The 23339-nt window shown below is 35.2% G+C and carries 22 protein-coding genes and 6 tRNA genes; 26 read left to right on the top strand and 2 right to left on the bottom strand.

Annotated elements, in window-relative coordinates:
- Positions 1-116: 116 nt before the first annotated feature.
- The 15 genes from era (at position 117) to LG329_RS02645 (ending at position 15675) form a co-directional block, all read left to right on the top strand.
- Positions 117-1019, top strand: a complete 903-nt coding sequence (gene era, locus LG329_RS02715) for a GTPase Era (RefSeq protein WP_404453047.1) — start codon at positions 117-119, stop codon at positions 1017-1019.
- Positions 1020-1114: 95 nt separating this feature from the next.
- Complete coding sequence (locus tag LG329_RS02710) at positions 1115-1261, top strand: YqzL family protein (protein WP_404453046.1); 147 nt, start codon at positions 1115-1117, stop codon at positions 1259-1261.
- Between the two features lie 49 nt (positions 1262-1310).
- Positions 1311-2054 (top strand): DNA repair protein RecO, encoded by a 744-nt coding sequence (gene recO / locus LG329_RS02705; protein WP_404453045.1) that lies wholly within the window; start codon positions 1311-1313, stop codon positions 2052-2054.
- A 296-nt stretch (positions 2055-2350) separates the two neighbouring features.
- Positions 2351-3229: a glycine--tRNA ligase subunit alpha gene (gene glyQ / locus LG329_RS02700; RefSeq protein ID WP_404453044.1), complete on the top strand. Its 879-nt coding sequence runs from the start codon at positions 2351-2353 to the stop codon at positions 3227-3229.
- Positions 3230-5317 carry a glycine--tRNA ligase subunit beta gene (gene glyS / locus LG329_RS02695; RefSeq protein WP_404453043.1) on the top strand — a complete coding sequence of 696 codons (2088 nt, stop codon included), beginning with the start codon at positions 3230-3232 and terminating at the stop codon, positions 5315-5317.
- A gap of 82 nt (positions 5318-5399) precedes the next feature.
- Complete coding sequence (locus tag LG329_RS02690; RefSeq protein WP_404453042.1) at positions 5400-6029, top strand: helix-turn-helix transcriptional regulator; 630 nt, start codon at positions 5400-5402, stop codon at positions 6027-6029.
- Between the two features lie 15 nt (positions 6030-6044).
- Positions 6045-6848, top strand: coding sequence for a pyruvate, water dikinase regulatory protein (locus tag LG329_RS02685; RefSeq protein ID WP_404453041.1), 804 nt, complete (start codon positions 6045-6047; stop codon positions 6846-6848).
- Between the two features lie 528 nt (positions 6849-7376).
- A complete protein-coding gene (dnaG, locus tag LG329_RS02680) occupies positions 7377-9191 on the top strand; it encodes a DNA primase (protein WP_404453040.1) in 1815 nt (604 codons plus the stop codon).
- A gap of 30 nt (positions 9192-9221) precedes the next feature.
- On the top strand, positions 9222-10343 hold the full coding sequence (gene rpoD, locus LG329_RS02675; RefSeq protein WP_404453039.1) for an RNA polymerase sigma factor RpoD: 1122 nt from the start codon (positions 9222-9224) through the stop codon (positions 10341-10343).
- 108 nt (positions 10344-10451) lie between these two features.
- Positions 10452-10997 (top strand): hypothetical protein, encoded by a 546-nt coding sequence (locus tag LG329_RS02670; RefSeq protein ID WP_404453038.1) that lies wholly within the window; start codon positions 10452-10454, stop codon positions 10995-10997.
- 99 nt (positions 10998-11096) lie between these two features.
- Positions 11097-11471: a cytochrome c550 gene (gene cccA / locus LG329_RS02665; protein ID WP_404453037.1), complete on the top strand. Its 375-nt coding sequence runs from the start codon at positions 11097-11099 to the stop codon at positions 11469-11471.
- A gap of 84 nt (positions 11472-11555) precedes the next feature.
- On the top strand, positions 11556-12275 hold the full coding sequence (locus LG329_RS02660; RefSeq protein WP_404453036.1) for a tRNA (adenine(22)-N(1))-methyltransferase: 720 nt from the start codon (positions 11556-11558) through the stop codon (positions 12273-12275).
- Positions 12247-13365: a Nif3-like dinuclear metal center hexameric protein gene (locus tag LG329_RS02655; protein ID WP_404453035.1), complete on the top strand. Its 1119-nt coding sequence runs from the start codon at positions 12247-12249 to the stop codon at positions 13363-13365. Before LG329_RS02660 ends, LG329_RS02655 begins: the two co-directional genes overlap by 29 nt.
- An 82-nt stretch (positions 13366-13447) precedes the next feature.
- The gene (locus LG329_RS02650; protein ID WP_404453034.1) at positions 13448-14758 is read left to right on the top strand and encodes a DEAD/DEAH box helicase; all 1311 of its coding nucleotides are present in this window, start codon (positions 13448-13450) and stop codon (positions 14756-14758) included.
- Positions 14759-14781: 23 nt separating this feature from the next.
- A complete protein-coding gene (locus LG329_RS02645) occupies positions 14782-15675 on the top strand; it encodes a deoxyribonuclease IV (protein WP_404453033.1) in 894 nt (297 codons plus the stop codon).
- A 55-nt stretch (positions 15676-15730) separates the two neighbouring features.
- On the opposite strand, the gene LG329_RS02640 is transcribed toward LG329_RS02645, so the two are convergent.
- Entirely contained in the window at positions 15731-16012 is a 282-nt protein-coding gene (locus tag LG329_RS02640) for a DUF2624 domain-containing protein (RefSeq protein ID WP_404453032.1), read from the bottom strand.
- A gap of 223 nt (positions 16013-16235) precedes the next feature.
- Here LG329_RS02640 and LG329_RS02635 point away from each other — a divergent pair, with 223 nt between their 5' ends.
- The gene (locus tag LG329_RS02635; protein ID WP_404453031.1) at positions 16236-16640 is read left to right on the top strand and encodes a hypothetical protein; all 405 of its coding nucleotides are present in this window, start codon (positions 16236-16238) and stop codon (positions 16638-16640) included.
- Between the two features lie 23 nt (positions 16641-16663).
- On the opposite strand, the gene LG329_RS02630 is transcribed toward LG329_RS02635, so the two are convergent.
- On the bottom strand, positions 16664-16990 hold the full coding sequence (locus LG329_RS02630; RefSeq protein ID WP_404453030.1) for a hypothetical protein: 327 nt from the start codon (positions 16988-16990) through the stop codon (positions 16664-16666).
- A 69-nt stretch (positions 16991-17059) separates the two neighbouring features.
- On the opposite strand from LG329_RS02630, the gene LG329_RS02625 reads away from it, so the two are divergent.
- The 10 genes from LG329_RS02625 (at position 17060) to LG329_RS02580 (ending at position 23293) form a co-directional block, all read left to right on the top strand.
- A complete protein-coding gene (locus LG329_RS02625) occupies positions 17060-17695 on the top strand; it encodes an NfeD family protein (RefSeq protein ID WP_404453029.1) in 636 nt (211 codons plus the stop codon).
- Between the two features lie 345 nt (positions 17696-18040).
- Positions 18041-19666: a Na/Pi cotransporter family protein gene (locus LG329_RS02620; RefSeq protein ID WP_404453028.1), complete on the top strand. Its 1626-nt coding sequence runs from the start codon at positions 18041-18043 to the stop codon at positions 19664-19666.
- 843 nt (positions 19667-20509) lie between these two features.
- Positions 20510-20584 (top strand) — tRNA-Asn (locus LG329_RS02615).
- A gap of 3 nt (positions 20585-20587) precedes the next feature.
- Positions 20588-20664, top strand: a tRNA-Met gene (locus LG329_RS02610).
- A 30-nt stretch (positions 20665-20694) separates the two neighbouring features.
- Positions 20695-20770, top strand: a tRNA-His gene (locus tag LG329_RS02605).
- A 5-nt stretch (positions 20771-20775) separates the two neighbouring features.
- Positions 20776-20852: transfer RNA gene (locus LG329_RS02600), tRNA-Ile, on the top strand.
- 12 nt (positions 20853-20864) lie between these two features.
- Positions 20865-20957 (top strand) — tRNA-Ser (locus tag LG329_RS02595).
- A gap of 14 nt (positions 20958-20971) precedes the next feature.
- Positions 20972-21044, top strand: a tRNA-Phe gene (locus tag LG329_RS02590).
- A 237-nt stretch (positions 21045-21281) separates the two neighbouring features.
- Entirely contained in the window at positions 21282-21893 is a 612-nt protein-coding gene (locus LG329_RS02585; protein WP_404453027.1) for a superoxide dismutase, read from the top strand.
- Between the two features lie 128 nt (positions 21894-22021).
- A complete protein-coding gene (locus LG329_RS02580; protein ID WP_404453026.1) occupies positions 22022-23293 on the top strand; it encodes an MFS transporter in 1272 nt (423 codons plus the stop codon).
- Positions 23294-23339 lie beyond the last annotated feature (46 nt).

Here is a 23339-nt window from a genome sequence, read left to right as displayed (position 1 = left end):
TGTCAAATATTGCATGATGCTATTTTCTTTTCAGTTGTTTTGTCGAATACGTGAAAGTAGATAGTTTTTATAGTATTATAAATGTACATTAGAAAATTAACTTCGGGGGATCAGACATGAATAATTCTTATAAATCAGGATTTGTTGCTATAATTGGACGACCAAATGTTGGTAAATCAACTTTTATGAACCGGGTTATTGGGCAGAAAATAGCCATTATGAGTGATAAGCCACAAACTACAAGAAATAAGATACAAGGTGTACTAACAGATTCAGATGCGCAACTTGTTTTCATCGATACACCAGGAATTCATAAACCTAAACATCGTCTTGGTGATTTTATGGTTAAAATAGCTGAGAATACACTTAATGAAGTGGATGCAATTTTGTTTATGATTAATGCAAAAGAAGGTTATGGTAAAGGGGATCAATATATTTTAGACCGCCTGCAGGAAGTTAAGCGTCCTGTGTACCTAATTATCAACAAGATTGACTTGATTCATCCAGATGATCTGTTTCCTTTAATTGAAAACTATAAAGATAAGTATAATTTTGAAGAAGTTATCCCAATTTCTGCACTAGAAGGTAACAATGTGAATCATTTATTGGACGTATTAAAAGATAAATTACCTGAAGGACCACAGTATTATCCAGAAGACCAAGTGACAGATCATCCCGAACGATTTATTATGGGTGAATTGATTCGTGAAAAAGTGTTACAACTAACACATGAAGAAATTCCCCATTCGATTGCAGTTGTTATTGAAAATATTGAGAAACGAGAATCGAATGCAATATTTATTCAGGCAACAATTGTGACTGAACGGAAAACACAAAAAGGAATTTTAATTGGAAAACAAGGAAGTATGTTGAAAAATATAGGCAAAAGCGCAAGAAAAGACATCGAATCGTTGTTAGGTACGAAGGTGTATTTAGAGCTATGGATCAAGGTGCAAAAGGATTGGCGCAATAAACAAACACAGCTTAAAGAGTTTGGATTCCGTAGTGACGAATATTAAACATGGTAATATTTATATCTCATTCTTTATCAATGTGTGGTCAAAATAAGAGTAAGTACTTAATCAAACATATTAAAAGAAAGGTGGGGTTTCTTGTGGTCGACTTAACCTGGAGATTATTTAGTCATACAGGAAACATTGAAACCTATTTATTATGGAAAGAGCTAGAAAATGATTCAAGTATTAAGGCTTCCGCGCAAAACGAAAATGAAGTAAATGAAGAAATAAATACAAAAATGTAATAGATAGGTGTAGTACAGGCAGTATTAACGAAAGTAAAGGTGAGACTGTGTGCTTGAAAAAATAGAGGGCATTGTTATCAAATCACAGGATTATGGAGAAACTCATAAAATTGTAACGATTTTCAGTAAAAAAGTTGGTAAACTTTCTGCATTAGCTAGAGGTGCCAAAAAAACAAAAAGTAGAATGGCTGCAGTGACACAGCCATTCATTCATGGGGAATTTTTTATATATTTGGGTAAAGGATTAAGTACGATACAGCAAGGTGAAGTGATCAACTCAAATCGGGCGATTCGAGAAGATATAATGAAGACAGCATTTACAGCATTTGTTGTCGAGTTGACAGATAAACTATTGGAAGCAGAAGAACCGGACTACTATATATATGAACAATTAGCCAAAACAATAGCTTGGATTGTAGAGAATGATGATGCTGATATTCCAATTATGATGTATGAACTCAAGCTATATAAAAAAGGCGGCTTTGCTCCAACAGTGGACAGCTGTGTAAATTGTGGTCGAAAGGAAGATTTAGTCAGCTTTTCGATAGCTGAAGGTGGTTTATTATGTAATCGATGTGCATCTATTGATCAACATGCAATAGCATTACCGAAATCAGTTGCTAAATTACTTCGCATATTTTTGGAAGTGGGACTAGAACAGGTTGGTACGATTACGATAAAAGAGCAGAATAAACAGATACTAAGAAAATTGTTAGATGCTTATTATGATCAATATGGTGGATATTTCTTAAAATCAAAAAAATTCCTAAGGCAAATTGATCAATTAAAATAAGGTACTCTTATTGACAAAACACAGAATAATGGATTATGATTTGTACATATTTAAAATGAAGACATGCTATGAGGGAGAAAAGTACCTTTTGTTATCTATTAGAAGCGACCCTAGGACAGTGAAAGCTAGGTGATAGAGCGATTGGGAAAGGAACTCCTAAGCATATAATTTAAAGTGGCTCTATATAATATAGAGCAAGTAGGGTGGAACCGCGGATAATCAAATCCGTCCCTATGTCTAAGTTTTTAGGCATAGAGACGGATTTTTTTTGCACTTAATTCGAAAGGAAGTTTTAAATGAACATTCAACAAATGATTTTAACCTTACAATCTTATTGGTCAGATCAAAATTGCATTCTTATGCAGGCATACGATGTGGAAAAGGGAGCCGGAACGATGTCTCCTATGACTCTGCTTCGTAGTTTGGGACCTGAACCTTGGAATGTTGCTTATGTAGAACCATCTAGAAGGCCTGCTGACGGAAGATACGGCAAAAATCCAAACCGGTTGTATCAGCATCACCAATTTCAAGTTATTATGAAGCCTTCACCAGACAACATTCAGGAGTTATATCTAGAATCTTTAAAGGCATTAGGGATAGACCCCTTAAAACATGATATACGGTTTGTAGAGGATAACTGGGAAAACCCAACACTTGGTGCAGCGGGATTAGGTTGGGAGGTTTGGTTAGATGGAATGGAAATAACACAATTTACCTATTTTCAACAAATTGGTGGATTAGAAGCAAACCCAGTAACAGTTGAGCTAACCTATGGATTAGAACGTCTAGCATCATACATTCAGGATAAAGATAATGTCTTTGAATTGGAATGGACGAATGGCGTAACTGTACACGATATTTTCTTTCAGCCAGAGTTTGAACATTCCACCTATACATTTGAAGAATCAAATACAGACATGTTATTTGAGTTATTTACGAAGTATGAACAAGAAGCAAAAACGATTATGGACAAAGGATTAGTTTTTCCTGCCTATGACTATGTGTTGAAATGTTCCCATACATTTAATTTATTGGATGCAAAAGGAGTTATTTCGGTAACAGAACGTACAGGTTACATAGCAAGAGTTAGAAACCTGGCAAGAACCATCGCAAAAACATACGTAGCAGAACGTGAGAAGCTTGGTTTTCCAATGCTCGAAAAGGAGGAAATATAAATGGCGAATGATGCATTATTTGAAATAGGATTAGAAGAATTACCAGCACGGTTTATTGATGATGCAGAACGTCAATTAAAGGATAAGACTGAAAAGTGGTTACAGGACTTACGTCTTTCTTATACGTCGGTAGAATCATTTTCAACCCCTAGACGCTTAGCTATTCTTATTAAAGGAATTGCTGATTCTCAAACAACCGTTGAAGAAGAAGCAAAAGGACCAGCAATGAAAATAGCACAAGACCAGGATGGGAATTGGACAAAAGCAGCAATTGGCTTTACGAAAGGCCAAGGGAAGTCAATTGAGGATATTTATACAAAAGAAATAAAAGGAACATCTTATATTTTTGTGCAAAAACGAATTGAGGGCAAATCTACTTTCGATTTACTTACTTCCTTTAAAACGATAATTGAATCTATTCAGTTTCCTAAAAATATGCGCTGGTCAACCCAATCAATGCGTTATGCACGTCCAATTCGTTGGCTTGTAGCGCTTTACGGTGATAAAGTAGTACCATTTGAAGTAGCGCAAGTACAAACTGGAAATCAAACATATGGGCACCGTTTCTTAGGTACACAAATCACACTTGAGACAGCTAATACATATCAGAATGAGCTTGAAAAGAGCTATGTGATTGCTGATTCCGAAAAGCGCGAAGAAATGATCGTATCTCAAATTAAAGCGGTTGAAAATGAACATCATTTCAATGTGATAGTTGATACTGATTTGCTGGAAGAAGTACGAAATTTAGTGGAATATCCAACCGTATTTGTTGGTACCTTTGAGAACTCATTTTTACAACTCCCGAGTGAAGTGTTAATTACTTCAATGAAAGAGCATCAACGTTATTTTCCTGTTAAATCATCCGACGGTGAGTTATTATCTTCGTTTATTGGCGTAAGAAATGGTAATCAGGAGCATATGAACACAGTGATTAAAGGAAATGAAAAAGTTATACATGCTCGTCTTTCGGATGCGGTTTTTTTCTTTGAAGAGGATAAAAAGCACAACATTGATTTTTATCAAGAAAAACTACAACGAGTTGTGTTCCAGGAGAAGCTTGGTACAATAACAGACAAGATTGACCGAGTAAAAACGATATCTTCCCAACTAGCTAATCTGCTTCACACGGATATAGATATTACTAAAAGGTCGATTAGAGCAGCAGAGATCTGTAAATTCGATTTAGCAACGAATATGGTAAATGAATTTACCAATCTTCAAGGAGTGATTGGAGAAAAATACGCACTTCACAACCAAGAAGAGAAAAATGTGGCAACAGCAGTACGTGAACATTACTTACCGTTGCAATCGGATGACCCACTTCCAACGACGGAAGAAGGAGCAATTGTTAGTGTGGCAGATAAACTAGACACCATAGTCGGCTGTATATCAATCGGTTTAGTTCCAACAGGATCTCAGGATCCTCACGGATTACGTCGTCAAGCAGTAGGTGTTTTAAGGATTTTAGAAGAAAAGAAATGGAATATAGCGCTAGAGGATTTATTATCGATAACTCGTGAGGTATATCAAAAATTAGAAATAGAACAAAATGATGAAGGAACAATAACAAAAGATATAACAGAATTTTTCCGCCTGCGTGCAAATCATGTTATGAAAATGAATAATATCGAAACAGATGTCATTGAAGCGGTCACACAAAAGCAAATAGGTGTTTTTTATTATGCGATTGATAAAGCAAAAGTACTAGCAGAGAAACGAAATCTAGATGAATTTAAAAGAGTGAATGAATCATTAATTCGGGTCCTTAATTTATCGGAAAAAGCTACACAGGAAAAAGACGTAGACAAATCACTTTTTGAATCAAAGTCTGAAGAATCGTTGTTTAATCATTATCAGGAAATAGCACCTAAGTTTATGGAAGCTAATAGAAATCGGGAAGCTACTGAAGCAATTAACTATTTAGCAACACTTGCAGATCCGATTCACGACTTTTTTGAAAACAACATGGTAATGGCAGACGATGACCTAGTTCGTACTAATCGTTTATCAATGCTAAAAAGTATGGCAGATTTAATCAATCTCTATGCAGACCTAACCAAGATAGAATGGAAACAGCAATTTTAAAATCTCTTCTGTCTTTTCCATCTGAAATAGTCTATAATATTTAGAAATAGTATGACATAATAGGTGTGTAGGTGGTGGAAAAGTGGAATTATCTAATAGACAAGAAAAAATAATTGAAATCGTAAGGGAAAATGGACCAATAACTGGTGAAAATATAGCGCAAAAACTAGATTTAACAAGAGCAACCTTGAGACCTGATTTAGCCATACTAACAATGGCAGGGTTCCTCGATGCTCGTCCACGTGTAGGCTATTTTTTCACTGGGAAAACGGGATCGGAATTATTAACGGAAAAAGTCAAAAAATTTAAGGTGCGTGAATTTCAATCGATTCCAATCGTAGTGAATGAGAGTGCGTCAGTATATGACGCAATTTCAACTATGTTTCTAGAAGATGTAGGTACATTATTTGTAGTCGATAAAAATACATGTTTAACTGGTGTTCTCTCACGAAAGGATTTATTACGTGCAAGTATAGGTAATCAGGATCTAACGAATGTACCTGTACATATTATCATGACGCGGATGCCTAACATTACTTTCTGCAGAAAAGATGACTTATTAATAGAAGCTGCAAACAAATTAATTAATAAGCAAATAGATGGTATTCCCGTAATAAAAGACACAGATGCCGGGAATGAAATTGTAGGACGAATAACCAAAACCACGATTACAAAAGCTTTTGTAGAGCTGATTATGGATGATCATTTATAAGGGAGGAGCATATTTATGGGGAAGAAACCATTAGTTTATGTTCTATCAGATTCTGTTGGAGAAACTGCTGAATTAGTTATTAAGGCTGGATTAAGCCAATTTAACGGTGGAGAATATAAAATTCATCGTATACCATATGTTGAAGATAAAACAATTATTGATGAAACATTACAACTTGCTAAGGAAAAAGAAGCAATCATTGGATTCACGCTTGTTGATCCTGAATTGCGTGCCTATTTAAATGAAGAAGCAAGTAAAGTTAAAGTAGAAGCAATTGATATCATGGGACCGATGATGAAATCAATGGAACGAGTGTTTTCAACAAGTCCACGTCTTGAGGCTGGTTTGGTCCATCAATTGGATGAAGATTATTTTAAACGAGTTGAAGCAATCGAATTTGCGGTAAAATATGATGATGGACGTGACCCGAGAGGGATTTCCCGTGCAGATATTATTCTAATTGGCGTGTCCAGAACCTCTAAGACCCCGTTATCACAATATCTAGCACACAAGCGGTTAAAAGTTGCCAATGTGCCATTGGTGCCAGAGGTAGATCCACCCGAAGAATTGTTTGAAGTAGACCCAGAAAAATGCATTGGGTTGAAAATTACAGCGGATAAATTAAATGAAATCAGGAAAGAGCGGTTAAAAGCACTAGGTTTAGGTGACAAAGCTACATATGCAAACATGGACAGGATTCACCAAGAGCTTGCTTTCTTTGAAAAAACAGTAAATAAAATTGGCTGCAAAACGATTGATGTATCAAACAAAGCAGTCGAAGAAACCGCGAATAGTATATTACAGATGATAAAGAGATAATATTCGTATATAGATAAATATAGAAGGTATAAGCATTCTACATTAACAAAAGTAGGGTGCTTTCCTGTTCGTAAATCAATAGAATATAATACTAGTAATTTAGTAATATATGATATATAATTAATATTTGTGTTTAAATGATATTTCGTATTGGCAACTTTACATACATGTTAAACACCTTGTGATGTTTTAAAATAATCTACAAATAGGAAGGATTCTCTTTCTTTTATGTAGAATAAATAGAACATGACATCTTTTTTACACTGATAGTATAAGTTTATTCTTAATTAAAGGAGGTTTATGTATTAACTCCATGAGGAATAATAGTAAAAAACGGTGGACGTGTGGATGAACATAATCAATACTTATGTACGATCACTTTCATCGATTATAATTATTAAATAGAAAGCTCCTTCTAAGTTTAAAAACATGATAGAAGGAAATTTTTTTTCGAGTCAGAAAAAAATATTGTCGAATCTTGCAGGGTTTTTATCATTATATCTAGAATAATAAAACATGGTGGTATATATGCCTAATCAAATTCCAGAAGAAACAATTGAAGAAGTACGGAAAGCAAATGACATCGTTGATGTGATTGGTGAGTATGTACAGTTAAAAAAACAAGGAAGAAATTATTTCGGGCTATGTCCGTTTCATGGAGAAAAAACTCCATCCTTTTCAGTCACTCAGGAAAAACAAATTTTTCATTGCTTTGGTTGTGGAAAAGGCGGTAATGTAGTGACATTTTTAATGGAGATGGAGAAGTTTTCATTCTTTGAAGCAATGGAGCATTTAGCTGAAAAAAGTGGTATATCTTTACCTGAAACAAGTAAGAATGAAAGAAGCTCTCTTTCGGAAGAAAATCAAAGTGTCCTATCCGCATATGAATGGTTAACAAAACTGTATCACCATCTATTACGATTTACGAAAGATGGTAAGGAAGGTTATAACTATTTTAAGCAAAGAGGCATAAGTGAAGAAACAGCTGACTTATTTCAGCTTGGTTTTGCACCTAATGATAATGATTTTACAGCTGAGTTCCTAAAGAAAAAGGGTTTTCATCAACAAATTTTGGCAAAAGCAGGTTTAATTTTACTACAAGAAGATAATAAAGTTACAGATAGGTTTAGTGGTAGGGTAATGTTCCCTATACGTAATCATCTTGGTAAAACAATTGCTTTTGGTGGTAGAACCATATCAAATGGTGAACCAAAGTATCTAAATAGTTCAGAAAGTGAACTTTTTCAAAAGGGTAAGCTGTTATACAATTTTGATTTGGCTAAAAAACATATACGTAAAGAAAGTGAGGCAGTTTTGTTTGAAGGCTATATGGATGTTATATCGGCCTATCAAGCTGGTGTAAAAAACGCTATAGCTACACTTGGTACATCGTTAACAACGAACCAAGCAAAGCTGTTAAAACGTTATGTCGATACAGTAATCATTTGTTATGACGGTGACGACGCTGGGGTGGAAGCAACTTATAAAGCTTCATCTATCCTTAAAGAAACGGGTTGTCGTGTGAAGATTGCCAGGCTGAAGGATGGGATGGACCCGGATGATTACATCAACGAGTATGGCGAGACGTCATTTCAGAATGATGTGATAAAAGCAAGTGAAACGTATATATCTTTTTATATGCGATATATTAAAAGAAGCTTTAACTTGAGTCTTGAGGATGATCGTTTTAAATATATTGATTCCATTCTTAAAGAATTGGCAATGATTGATAGTTCTATCGAAAGGGAATATTACTTAAAAGAAATAAGTAATGAATTCAATGTATCGATAGAAACATTAAAGCAAGAAATGCCTACTTATCGTAAAGAAGTGGGACAGAATAAGGATAAGAGAGAAGAGAACAGATATACTAATAGGGCTAAGAACAATTATCAAACAAAAAAATTACTACCAGCATTTCAAAATGCTGAAAAACAACTTATTGCATATATGTTGAAAGATGCAGCCATAACTGATAAAGTGCAGGAGGAAATAGGTGCAGCGTTCAATATGGACGCGCACAAAATTATTGCGATTCACCTTTATGCATATTATGAAGAAGGTCATTCTTCTGATGTCAGTTATTTCATTGAAAAAATAACCGACCAGGATATTAAAAATTTAGTTATAGAAATAGCAATGATTCATACTGATGAAAACATTAGTGATAAAGAAATTAAAGACTATATTAGAATCATTCGGGCTGAAAACAACGATGTAGCTAGCATTAAGGCATTAAAACAAGAACAAAGGTTAGCTGAACAACAACAAGATCCAATTAGAGCGGCACAAATTGCGATGCAAATCATTGAAATTCAAAAGCAGCTAAATAATTCTCATTGATATAAATGAAGTATGGAAGGAGGGGGACTCATGGCCGAAAATATGCCTTCACAAACAAAGGAAAATGAAAATGAGTTAACTCTTGAACAAACAAAAGATCAATTACTCGAAATGGGTAAGAAACGCGGTACACTGGCATATGAAGAAGTTGCTGATCGCTTGTCTCATTTTGAGATAGAATCAGAACAAATGGATGAATTTTATGAGTACCTAGGCGAACAAGGTGTGGAAATAATCGGTGAATCTGAAGATGATCCAAATATGCAACAAATTTCAAAAGAAGAGACATTTGATCTAAATGATTTAAGTGTCCCGCTTGGGATTAAAATAAATGATCCCGTTCGTATGTATTTGAAAGAGATAGGACGCGTTGATTTATTATCAGCTAAAGATGAGATTGATCTTGCCACTCGTATTGAAAAAGGTGACGAAGAAGCTAAGCGACGTCTAGCGGAAGCAAACTTGCGATTAGTGGTTAGTATTGCTAAACGGTATGTAGGACGAGGTATGTTATTTTTGGACCTTATTCAAGAGGGTAACATGGGTCTAATTAAAGCGGTAGAAAAGTTCGATTACCGCAAAGGGTTTAAATTTAGTACGTATGCTACATGGTGGATCCGCCAGGCAATAACACGTGCAATTGCTGATCAGGCAAGAACAATAAGAATCCCTGTTCACATGGTTGAAACGATTAATAAGTTGATTAGAGTTCAACGTCAATTACTTCAAGATTTAGGGCGCGAGCCTACACCGGAAGAAATTGGACAAGAAATGGAATTAACTCCTGATAAAGTTAGGGATATTCTGAAAATCGCTCAGGAACCTGTCTCGCTTGAAACACCAATTGGTGAAGAGGATGACTCCCATTTAGGAGATTTTATTGAGGACCAGGAAGCTGTGTCACCGTCAGATCATGCCGCTTATGAACTTCTGAAAGAACAGCTTGAAGATGTTCTCGATACGTTAACTGATAGAGAAGAAAACGTTTTACGACTACGGTTTGGTCTTGATGATGGCAGGACGCGAACATTGGAAGAGGTTGGGAAAGTATTTGGTGTTACAAGAGAACGTATACGCCAAATCGAAGCAAAAGCACTCCGTAAACTTCGCCACCCAAGTAGAAGTAAACGATTGAAGGATTTCCTCGAATAAATATAGTATCAGTCATTGACACAAAGTGTGATCAATGACTGTTCATATTGGGTTAATTTTTACGTGCAATAAATATAGATGTTGTTATCTATATTGAGGTGAACATGTATGGCAGAAGAAGACCGGATAACCACGATAATTAATGAGTTAAACTATTGGAAAAGAAATAAAATGTTACCTGCTGTTTACTGTGACTATCTGTTAGCATTATACACCAACGGGGATGGTTCTGGAGAGGATGAACAGGTAAAACATGCTAAAAAAAGACGGTCAACTTTAACAATAGCTCAATTTATCTTATTGATTTTATTGTTGCCCATTGCAATTTTAGTCATTTACTCAACCTTTTTTCAAGATTACATACAGCTTGGCGTATTAATGCTTTTTATCCTTTATTCATTTTGGCAATTCAGAGGATTCAAATTACGACAAAATTCTTTCTACCATTTATCTTTTGCTATTTTTTTATTATTAATTTTTTTAACGACGATATTTTTAAGTAATACATATATTGTAATAAATTGGTTTACAGAGTTAGTTATGATCATGAATTTTGTATGCTGGATTATAGTGGGTACTAAAATGGAATTAAAATATCTATTGTTTGCTAGTATTTTTGGTATATTATTAGTGGGACTGTTTTTTGTTCTATAATTAGTCACATATTATCCCTTTAAACTATTCTAATTTTGAAGTAAACTAGTTATAGTTATGCTCAATTACATTAAAGAGACTACATAAGGAGGAACCAAAATGAAGAAAAATCCAGTTATCCCATATGCTATTATTGCAGTTATAGGAATATTATTGGTGATTGTTGTATCAATTGTTGGCTTGGATCAGCAAAAAGCAATTGAAGAACAAGAAAAAGGCGGCGGGGAAAAACAAGAACAGCAAGAGGGTGCAACAACCGATCCTGCTAAAATTTTCGAGAGCAATTGTGCTTCATGTCACGGTGCTGATTTGACTGGTGGAGTTGGACCGGATTTAACTAAAGTAGGTAGCAGATATAGCAAAAAAGAGATAAAAGATATCATTATGAATGGTAAAGGTTCAATGATGCCAGGTGGTCTAGTTCCTGAACCTCAAGCTGAGGCTCTAGCTAAATGGTTGGCAGAGAAGAAATAAAAATAGATAAGTTAGAGAAAAATGGGAAAGCTTTCTGATCTATACAGAAAGCTTTCTTTTCAATTAATTAGGGAGGAGAAAAATATGAATCAACAATTATCCATTTCAAATCGCTTACAAAGAATAGCTGCCTATTTACCGAGAAAACCCCATTTCGCTGATATTGGTTCTGATCATGCCTATCTACCATGTTATGTATGCCTAATTGATGATAAAGCAAAAGCAATTGCAGGTGAAGTGGTTGAAGGACCTTTTTTAAGTGCAAAATCAACTGTGAAAGCGAATCAACTAGAATCTGCAATTGATGTTCGGCTTGGCGACGGATTAGCAGTGGTACATCATGATGAAGTGAAACAAGTTGTCATTGCTGGTATGGGTGGTCCGCTTATTAAGTCAATATTAGAAAATGGGATTGACAAGTTGGGAAATGTGGAACGGATTATAGCACAGCCAAATGTTGATGCAAAAGCTGTTCGAAAATGGCTTCATAATCATGGTTATGAAATAGTTAAAGAGGAAATTATAGAGGAAAACGGGCATTTTTATGAAATCGTAGTTGCTGATAAAATGGATATTCCCCAGAAGTTAACTGAAAAGGAGTTTATGTTTGGGCCAATATTGCTATTAAATAAAACGACCGCATTTTATGAAAAGTGGAAAACTGAGCAAGATAAACTTTACTATGTTATGAAACAGATGGAACAGGCCAGTGTACCTCAAACTGAAAAGCTAGATAGGTTTACCAATGAATTAACCTGGATTGAGGAGGTATTACATGATGAAGAGCGAGATAATGAATCATGATGTGTTTCGGGAGATGGAGAAGTGGGCACCACGTAATTTGGCATATGATTGGGATAATGTAGGTCTGCAGGTAGGATCCTTTTCTAGGCAAGTTAAAAAGGTGATGGTAACATTAGATGTTTTAGAAAATGTAGTGGATGAGGCAATTAAGGAAAAGGTAGACTTAATTATTGCTCATCACCCTTTGTTATTTAAATCTGCCAAACAAATAAACACGGACGATGTACAGGGCAGAATAATCCAAAAGCTACTTAAACATGATATAACTGTTTATGCTGCACACACAAATTTAGATGCTGCAAATGGTGGTGTTAACGATATGTTGTGTGACACAATTGGTTTAAAGAATACAGATTTATTAATGGAATCTAAGGAAGAAGCTTTGTTTAAATTTGTTGTGTATGTACCAATCACGCATTTGGAAAACGTTCGAAAAGCTTTGGGTGACAGCGGTGCAGGTCATATTGGTAATTATAGCCATTGTACATTTCAAACAGAAGGCACTGGTACATTTAAACCATTAGCAGGAACTAACCCTTATATTGGTCAAGAAGGGGATATGGAACATGTCAATGAGGCCAAACTAGAAACAATAGTCCAAGAAAAAAGTCTTCCAACTGTTTTAGGTCAAATGAAACAAGCACATCCATATGAGGAAGTAGCTTACGATATTTTCCCTATAGCAAATGAGGGTCAAAAGTTTGGTGTTGGGCGAATAGGGGAACTTGATCAGGAAATGTCTTTACAAGAGCTTTGTAATCATATAAAGCAAACATTGGATGTACCTTCTCTTCGTGTTACGGGAGATTTACATCAACAGGTTAAAAAGATTGCAGTTCTTGGAGGAAGTGGCGAAGATTTTATTCATGTAGCAAAAGCAAAAGGAGCAGACGTTTATTTGACAGGTGACATGTCATTTCACCACGCACAAGATGCATGGCAAATGGGCCTTTCTATTATCGATCCAGGCCATCACGTGGAAAAAGTTATGATGCAAGCCACTAAACATTATTTAGAAAATATATTTACGAACAAGCAGTTAGAAGTTATCACATCTAAATCAAATACAGAACCATTTCAATTCGTATAGATAAAGGATATAATAAATAGTAGGAGAATTAGTTATGGTTGATAAAGTGTGCTGAACATGCACCTAAAGGAGTATTTTTATTATGGAAAAGAACTTTGAACAATTTGCTTTCCATCCGATTATGGTTGATGTAATCGAGAAATTGCAATTTAAGAAACCAACAGATATACAACGGAAGATAATGCCTGCAATTAGTAAAGGAACTAGTGTTATCGGACAGTCACATACTGGATCAGGTAAAACACATGCCTATTTGTTGCCTCTATTTAACAAGATTGATGTAGATAAGCGATCGGTTCAATTTGTTATTACCGCACCAACACGCGAATTAGCTACGCAAATCAATGATGAGGTTAAAAAGATTATTAAATTTGCTGGGAAAGAACAGCAATGGATTTCGAAATTATTGGTCGGTGGCACGGATAAACAAAAAATGATGGAAAAATTAAAAGAGCCTCCTCACATCGTTGTAGGGACACCGGGAAGAATATTAGACTTAGTTAAAGAAGAAGCCCTTTCTATCTATTCTGCTACTTCATTTGTAATCGATGAAGCAGACTTAATGTTAGATCTTGGGTTTATTAATGATGTGGATCAATTGCTTGTCAGATCAAATAAGAATGTACAATTACTTGTGTTTTCTGCGACAATCCCACAACGCCTGGAACACTTTTTTAAGAAATATCTAGAAAATCCTTTACACGTAAAAATTGATGATCAATTATCACCTGAGACAATGGAGCATCATTTAATTGATACAAAGCATCGTGATGAAGCCGATATCATAGTTGATTTATCAAAAGTAATAAATCCATATTTAGCAATTATTTTTACAAATGGTAAAGACTTGGCAAATAAACTGTCGGAATCCTTGTTAGAAAAAGGATTAGAAGTAGGCTTAATTCATGGTGGTTTGGCTCCACGTGAGCGAAAACGTGCATTAAAGGATATACAAAATTTACGCTATCAATACATTGTAGCGACTGATTTAGCATCAAGAGGAATTGATATTAAAGGTGTAAGTCATGTAATAAATGCACAACTTCCTAAAGAAGAAGATTTTTACGTTCATCGAGTAGGTAGAACTGCTCGTGCGGGTATGGAAGGAACTGCTATAAGCCTTTACAATGAAAGTGACATTAAAATCATAAGTAAATTAGAACAGAAGGGTTTAGCATTTACATTTTTTGATATTAAAAATGGTGACTGGGTTGAGATGAAATCATGGAATGAACGTAACTTACGTCAAAAAACTGATGTTAATGTGGATAAAGAAGCATGGAAACGAGTTAAAAAATCGAAAAAAGTTAAACCGGGCTATAAAAAGAAAATGAAATATCAGCAAGAGTCAATTAAGAAAAGACTAAATAAAAATACAAAGTTCAAAAAGTAATAGAGATAAACGGGGTGTTTTATATGGTGAAAATAGGATCACATGTTTCAATGAGTGGGAAGAAAATGCTTTTAGGATCCAGTGAAGAAGCGGTTTCATATGGATCAAATGTATTTATGATTTATACTGGTGCGCCACAAAATACAAGAAGAAAACCAATTGAAGAACTGAATATAGAAGCAGGTACAGCACATATGAAAGAAAATGGCATTGAAGAAATTGTTGTACATGCCCCATATATTATTAACATCGGTAATACTGTTAAAAAGGAAACATTTGAATTAGGTGTGGACTTTTTAAGAAGTGAAATTAACCGGACTGCAGCATTAGGGGCAAAACAAATCGTACTACATCCTGGTGCACATGTTGGGGCGGGTGTTGATGAAGGTATTAACAAGATAATTGAAGGGTTAAACGAAGTGTTAGTTAAGGATCAAACAGTTCAAATTGCACTTGAGACAATGGCTGGAAAAGGAACAGAAATTGGCCGTACATTCGATGAGCTTGCTAAGATTTTTGACGGTGTCCATTTAAATGAAAAACTATCTGTCTGTCTAGATACATGCCACATTCATGATGCTGGGTATGATGTAGTGAACGATTTTGATGGGGTCTTAGACCAATTTGATAAAATAATTGGATTGGATCGTCTAAAAGTGGTTCATGTAAATGATAGTAAAAATGAACGAGCAGCACATAAAGATCGTCATGAAAATATTGGGTTTGGACATATTGGGTTCGAAGCAATGCACAAGGTTATCCATCATCCTCAACTAAAAGAACTACCTAAAATATTGGAAACGCCGTATGTAGGAGAAGATAAGAAAAATAAAAAGCCTCCTTATAAATTTGAAATTAATATGGTTAAAGACGGAACATTTGATTCGGAATTAAAAGATAAAATTTTATTGGGATAAGTACAAAAGGAAGAGCGTGAATTAGCGCTCTTCCTTTTGTGTTCTTTTTGTATGATTAAAAAAGCGACTGAAGACCGTATGACTTTACCATTTCCGCAAATAATTTTTGGGCTTTTTTTGTCGTGTTTCTGTCGGTTATTTGGGTTAGTTCTTTAAAAAAACGAATGCGCTCTGATTCCTCGAAGGGATCAAATGGATGACTTCTTACATAATCCGTTATTTGTTTAGCCTCATTATGTGTAAGTGAAAAGCCATATTGTTTACTATAGTGAATTAATTCTTCAGATGATATATGCCCAATCTTTTTGGTTATAAGCTCTTTCATAATCTTTGACATGTTTTGGCTCCTTTAAAATGAAATGCTGATTTATTATATGTAATTGCTTGCAAAGGGTTAAAAATTATTTTCCTTTTCGAGAAGTAATATGCTTTTTAGAAAAAATAAGAACTAAAAGGAATGGATTTGTGGAATAATCATTACCAATAACTTACATCATTATAAAACGGCTAAATCCATAAACTAAGTCACACCTCATTTAAAGAAAGCGAGGAATAAGTTAATGGATCAATTTGATCAAAGAGGGCGTAAGAATACCGAGCCTGACAATGAAGCGGGAGATCATGAAATTAATACTGCCAATTTATATGGAAATACCCCTGTTCCAACAGACCTCGATAACAAACGAGACGAAGAAACAGCACAGGAATTAACTGCAGATGACTTTGACAATCGGGCAGAAAAAGATGATTCAGATGTTGGTTCGCAAGTAAATAGCGCAGTAGGTTGGGTAGCACTGATTGTCTCAATTGCATCCTTCTTTTTCATGCCAATTATCCTTGGTGGGGCTGGGATTATTGTTGGATTTATTGCTAAAAGTAGAGACGCCGACACACTTGGGAATACTGCAATCATAGCTGGTGCAGCTTCCATTATAATCACACTTTTTGTACTCCCATATTTATAAAAAAAAGGAGGTTGACACCAAAGTCATCCTCCTTTTTTGCTATATACAGGGAAATAATAGTACTTATACGCATCTAAATGATAAGGTTCTGTATTAGGATTTAATTTTTTAAAATCCTTAATAATCTCTGCAACATCTAATGCTTTAGAATTGTTGTGTTTTTCTACAATAGATAACACAGTTTGGCCAGGTAATACCTGAACATGAACAGTGTTGTTGTTTAAATCACTCTGAGTTTTTACATTATTATCTTTTTCCGTTGAAATAGAACCAGACGTCATATCATGATAAATACTAGCAAATAGCAAGATAATCGTTATAAAGATAAGTGATTTTTTGAAAAAGTTCATATAACTTACTCCTTTTATGAAACCAATCATTCATATATCCCGTATAATAACTAAGTAGGAGGGGTGTATATGGATATCTTTTCTTTAGAGTGGATAGGTTTGGTTATTACATTTCTAGGGACCATGTTTATACTCGGTGAAGTTTGGGTTAATATGAAAGGCATTTTTGGATTATTGGGTATAGGATTTATAACCGTATATTTCTCGGTATATTTAGAAACAGGCTCGTTTATTATTATGCTTATTATTTATTTTGTCGGATTATTACTCATTATTCTTGATGGAAAACTGATAAATGACGGTACACTAGCGACACTTGGGCTAGGTTGTATGCTTACATCTGTGGCAATAAGCGCTCCATCACTTGTAGCTGGTCTCTATGCGGTTATCGGAGTATTGGTTGGGGGATTCGCGTCACTACTGTTTCTAAAAGTATTTAAGCATCGAGATTTATGGACCAAAATTACATTAAAAGACCGATTAACAAATGAAGCAGGGTATAATACCCTGAATACGGAATACGGGGAATTGTTACATGAAAAAGGAATAGCTTTAAATAATCTGCGCCCAGTCGGGACTATCCGTATAAATAATAAAGACTATAGTGCTGTTTCAAACGGGCAATGGATTGTTAAGGATACTCCTATTGAAGTTGTAAAGGTCGATGGGACAAAGGTACTTGTTGAAAAGATTTTATCCGAGTAAAACTCATGTGGATGCACATGGGTTTTTTTATTGTTTATGTGTTTAGCTTTGAGAACTATGGGTAACTGATATACATAAACGGCCTTGTCCAGCTCCCATTACTTAGTTCCTCTTCCGGAACATCCTTGCGATAACAGTTCGACATTGCTTATGCTTTTAGTTCTGGATAAAAATTGTTTCTAATAGTAAGAGTAGAAAGTCTTACCTAAGGAAAAATAACTACTATATAAAGTTTGTAAATTTAATGTAAAGTTTTAAGTGAGAAACTTTACAAAGTCCTTACTTTTATTTAATAATGTAGAAGCATGCGACAAAATTCTACACAAGTGAAGGGATGTAACGTAATTGGATATTGATATTCAGGAGCTGATTTTTGAGTTTGTTGGTGGATTGGGTATATTTCTTCTAGGTATTAAGTATATGGGAGATGGATTACAAAAAACCGCGGGTGATCGATTAAGAGATATATTAGATAAATTTACGAGCAATCCATTCTTAGGTGTATTAGCTGGTATTATTGTAACGATTCTGATCCAAAGTAGTTCAGGTACTACCGTATTAACAGTGGGACTTGTAAATGCAGGATTTATGACATTAAGACAAGCTATTGGGGTCATTATGGGTGCGAACATTGGTACAACCGTTACAGCGTTTATTATCGGAGTTGATTTAGGTGAATATGCACTTCCGATTATAGCAGTTGGTTGCTTCTTGATATTCTTCTTTAAAAATCAAAAAGTAACAAATATCGGACAAACTATTTTCGGTTTTGGCGCACTGTTCTTTGGACTTGATCTAATGAGTAGCGGAATGGAACCACTTCGTTCCTTAGAGGCGTTTCAAGAGTTAACAATGAACATGAGTACGAATCCAATACTTGGTGTAGTAATAGGTACATTATTTACTGTTATCGTACAAAGCTCCAGTGCAACAATAGGTATTTTGCAAGGGTTGTTTTCTCAAGGTGCTATCGATTTGAAAGCAGCAGTACCTGTTTTATTTGGTGATAATATTGGAACCACTATTACTGCTGTCTTAGCATCTATTGGGGCTAGCGTTGCCGCAAAAAGAGCTGCTTATACACATGTAATATTTAACTTAATTGGTACAACTATATTTCTGGTATTATTAGGCTTTTTTACACAGTACGTTATGTTTTTACAAGATCAATTCAATTTGGACGCTAAAATGACAATAGCATTTGCTCATGGTAGCTTCAATATAGCCAATACGCTAATACAATTTCCGTTTATTGGGGCTTTAGCATGGCTTGTTACAAAAATCATTCCTGGTGAAGATACAACAATCGAATATAAACCCAAACATTTAGATCCAAATATTCTTCAGCAGTCACCAAGTTTAGCTTTAGACCAAGCAAAAGCAGAGATAATTCGGATGGGTGAATATGCGTCTCGAGGACTTGAGGAGACGAATCAATATCTCATTACCCACCAGCAGAAGCATTCAGAAACAGCTATGCAGGTTGAGGGTGCCTTGAATAACTTGGACCGTAAGATAACGGATTATTTGGTTGAGATTTCAGCAGGATCTTTATCTGAAGCAGATAGTAATAGGCACAGCGCATTATTAGATACTGTACGGGATATTGAACGTATTGGTGATCATTTCGAAAATATAATCGAATTGATTGATTATAAAATCTCCAATAAGGTAAATTTAACTGATCAGGCGCAAGAAGACTTAAACAATATGTTTGATTTGACAATTCTGACAGTTAAACAGGCTATCAATGCGTTGGATAATATAGATCGGGAAGAAGCTCTTGCAGTAGTCCAAAAAGAGGACGAAATTGATAAGATGGAGCGAACTTACCGTAAAAAGCATATTATCCGTATGAATGAAGGCTTATGCAGTGGGTCCTCAGGTATAGTATTTGTGGACATGATTAGTAATTTAGAGCGTATCGGAGACCATTCCGTTAATATTGCAGAAGAAGTTTTAGGGAAATAAATTATAAGGAGATTAGTTTCTAATAGAGGAGCTAATCTCTTTTTTACAAGGAAAGAAAGTATAAAACTTTAGCGTTTATCTGTCTAGCTCCAGCGCCTAGCCCCTCGAGGTTTTAAGTCAAATCTCTTTGTGATAAAAATCATCACTAAGAGATTCGTCTTAAACTTGTCGGGGCTGACCAAGGCGCTTGCGCTTTTCTCAACGGGTTCCACCTAAAAATGATAGTGGAAATGTATATCTAATTGCAGCGAAAATTTACTATGAACTAGGCTGTTTCCATATTATTTTATTTGCTGATATAGCTAGCTACATATTATCTGGAACTGGCGGACATAGGATTCGCTATTTCAATTAAAACAGTGATTTTGAGTAGTATGCGGACATACAATCCCCTATTTAACATATATCAAAGTAGAATAGGGGTATTCCTTCAAATAGGGAACCTGGTGTCCGTATAACACCTTAATATTGTTTGTTTTCTATAAATAAAGTATCTGATGTCCGCGAAAATAATAAGTGTCATATTAGCATGCAATTTTATGGTCGTTTTCATTACATTTTTAATGTTTGTGGTAGGAACGGAACCCGTTAATCTCTTTTTTATACAAAAAATAGGAATTTTAATTGAAATATATTAGTAAAAGTGCTATAGTTAATAATGTCGTTCGAAAGGGCAGTAATAAAGCTTTTTTAAATTTTTTTGCAAAATATATTGACAGATTATCTTGTACATGATAAATTATATTTCGTCGCTTGTTAATTCTTTACATATTCGCAGAGCAATAAATTAATGTGAACGGGACAAGTTAGATTGTACAATTATGATTCACTATTTTAGATTATTCCACAGTAGCTCAGTGGTAGAGCTATCGGCTGTTAACCGATCGGTCGTAGGTTCGAATCCTACCTGTGGAGCCATATGGCGGTGTAGCTCAGCTGGCGAGAGCGTACGGTTCATACCCGTGAGGTCGGGGGTTCGATCCCCTCCGCCGCTACCAATTTTATATTGTAAGAAATTTTCCTTTATGGCGATCGTGGCGAAGTGGTTAACGCACCGGATTGTGGTTCCGGCACGCGTGGGTTCGATCCCCACCGGTCGCCCCATAAAAGGACCCTTAGCTCAGCTGGTTAGAGCTATCGGCTCATAACCGATCGGTCGCAGGTTCGAGTCCTGCAGGGTCCACCATTTATATAGTACGGAGGAATACCCAAGTCTGGCTGAAGGGATCGGTCTTGAAAACCGACAGGGGTGTCAAAGCCCGCGGGGGTTCGAATCCCTCTTCCTCCTCCATACATATTTTAAAAGGCTCAGTAGCTCAGTCGGTAGAGCAAAGGACTGAAAATCCTTGTGTCGGCGGTTCGATTCCGTCCTGAGCCATCTTTTGTAGATCAGGTTGTTGAGATTATCTCGGCAATCTGATTTTTTATTTCTCACCAAAGTAATAAGATGTTTTAAATTTTATTTTTGTGAAATAGTAATTAAGGTGCTTTGAACTTATAATTGTAAATATATGCATATAATTTGCATGTCGTACAAAGCTCTGATAATCTTGCTTTAAAAGGTTGAATTTTCAATCCTTTTTATTAACATACTTATTGAAGGAGGAATTTAGTAATGGCTAAATTTGAATTACCAGAATTACCTTATGCGTACGATGCTTTAGAACCAACAATTGATAAAGAAACGATGAATATTCATCATACTAAGCATCACAATACTTATGTAACAAAATTAAATGGTGCTTTAGAAGGACATGCTGATCTACAGAGCAAGTCTTTGGATGACTTAGTATCAAATCTAGATGCTGTACCAGAAAATGTTCGTACTGCTGTCCGCAACAATGGTGGCGGTCATGTAAATCACAGCTTGTTCTGGAAAGTTCTTTCACCAAATGGCGGCGGTGAACCTTCTGGTGAATTAGCGGATAAAATTAATAGTAAATTCGGAAGCCTTGAGAAGTTTAAGGGAGAATTTGAAAATGCGGCTAAGACTCGTTTCGGATCAGGTTGGGCTTGGCTAGTAGTAAATAAAGGTGAACTTGAAGTAACAAGCACGCCAAATCAAGACAGTCCATTAATGGATGGGAAAACTCCAGTCCTAGGGCTAGATGTTTGGGAGCATGCTTATTACCTTAAATATCAAAACAAACGTCCTGATTATGTTTCAGCATTCTGGAATGTAGTGAACTGGGATGAAGTTACAAAAAACTATAACGAAGCTAAATAATAAATGCTTTACTGGTGAGGCGCAGGGTGATTTCCCTGCGCTTTTTCATGCTCTATAACTAAAACTGTTTGCATATCTAAGCATGAATTGTTCAAACTAATAGTTGAACGCAGGAGGAGCAATTGACTATGCAAACATATAAAGAACATATAATTTATAAAATAAAAGAAAATAAAGACTTAACATTTTTGTTAGTAATAGGTGGTCTATACTCCTTAGGATTATTTTTATCTAACACCTTTGTAAACATATACTTATGGAAACAATCTGGGGATTATGAAACAATTGCCCTATATAACTTAGGAATATATATTTTTCAGCCTATTACATTTGTGATTGCTGGAAAAATGGCAAAAAAAGTTGATCGAATTATTGTATTGCGACTAGGGGTAACTTTCTTATCTCTATTTTTTTTGAGCGTTTTATTTATAGGAGATTCAGCTGCTTCCTTTCATATTTTTCTAGGAGGTCTATTAGGTATTGGTTTTGGCTTTTACTGGCTAGCGTTCAATTTGTTGACATTTGAGATCACGGAACCCGATACACGTGATGTATTTAACGGATTCTTAGGCGTTTTACAATCATTCGGTGGAATGATTGGTCCATTAATTGCAGGTATTATTATTGCAAATATGGATCAGAATTTTGGTTACAAAACTATATTTACAGTTTCCTTTTTAATGTTTATTGGAGCTGTGATTTGTAGTTTTTTTCTTAGTAAAAGAAAGGCAGAAGGAGCCTATCATTTCAGACGTATTTTACATGAAAGAAAACACAATAAGAATTGGAAGAAGATATTATATGCACATGTTTTTCAAGGATTTAGAGAAGGAATATTTTTATTCGTAATTGCGATTTGGGTATTTATCGCTACTGGTAGCGAACTTGCCCTAGGGATGTTTAATTTATTTTTGTCAGGCCTTTCCTTTATATTTTATTTTCTGGCAACAAAGTTCATCAAACCCAATTTACGAAAGAAGGCAATTTTAGTTGGGGCGCTGATTCTTTATCTATCTGTGTATATTATTATCTTTAATGTAAGTTATACAATTTTAATCGTTTATGCAGTAGTGATTGGAATTGCGTACCCAATCATTAACGTTCCTTACGCATCATTAACTTATGATGTAATTGGAAAGGCATGGAGAGCAAGGGATTTACGTATAGAATATATCGTTGTACGTGAATTATATGTCAATGCAGGTAGAGTAGCATCCATTACCATCTTTTTACTGGCTGTAACATTTTTCGCACCTGAAATAGTTATTCCAATTTTATTAGTTACATTTGGTGCGGGGCACATATTTATTTACTTTTTTATAAAAGATATCTACTTAGTTACGAATGATAATGATGAAGTTATGAAAAAAGAAGAGCTCCCTGATGAAAAAAATCGATGATATTGGTTAGAAAGTTGCTTGTTAAATGTTATAATAAAATGTAATT

Source organism: Virgibacillus necropolis (assembly GCF_044793635.1).
GTDB classification, from domain to species: domain Bacteria; phylum Bacillota; class Bacilli; order Bacillales; family Amphibacillaceae; genus Virgibacillus_F; species Virgibacillus_F necropolis_A.
This window is presented reverse-complemented; position numbering and strand designations above follow the sequence as displayed.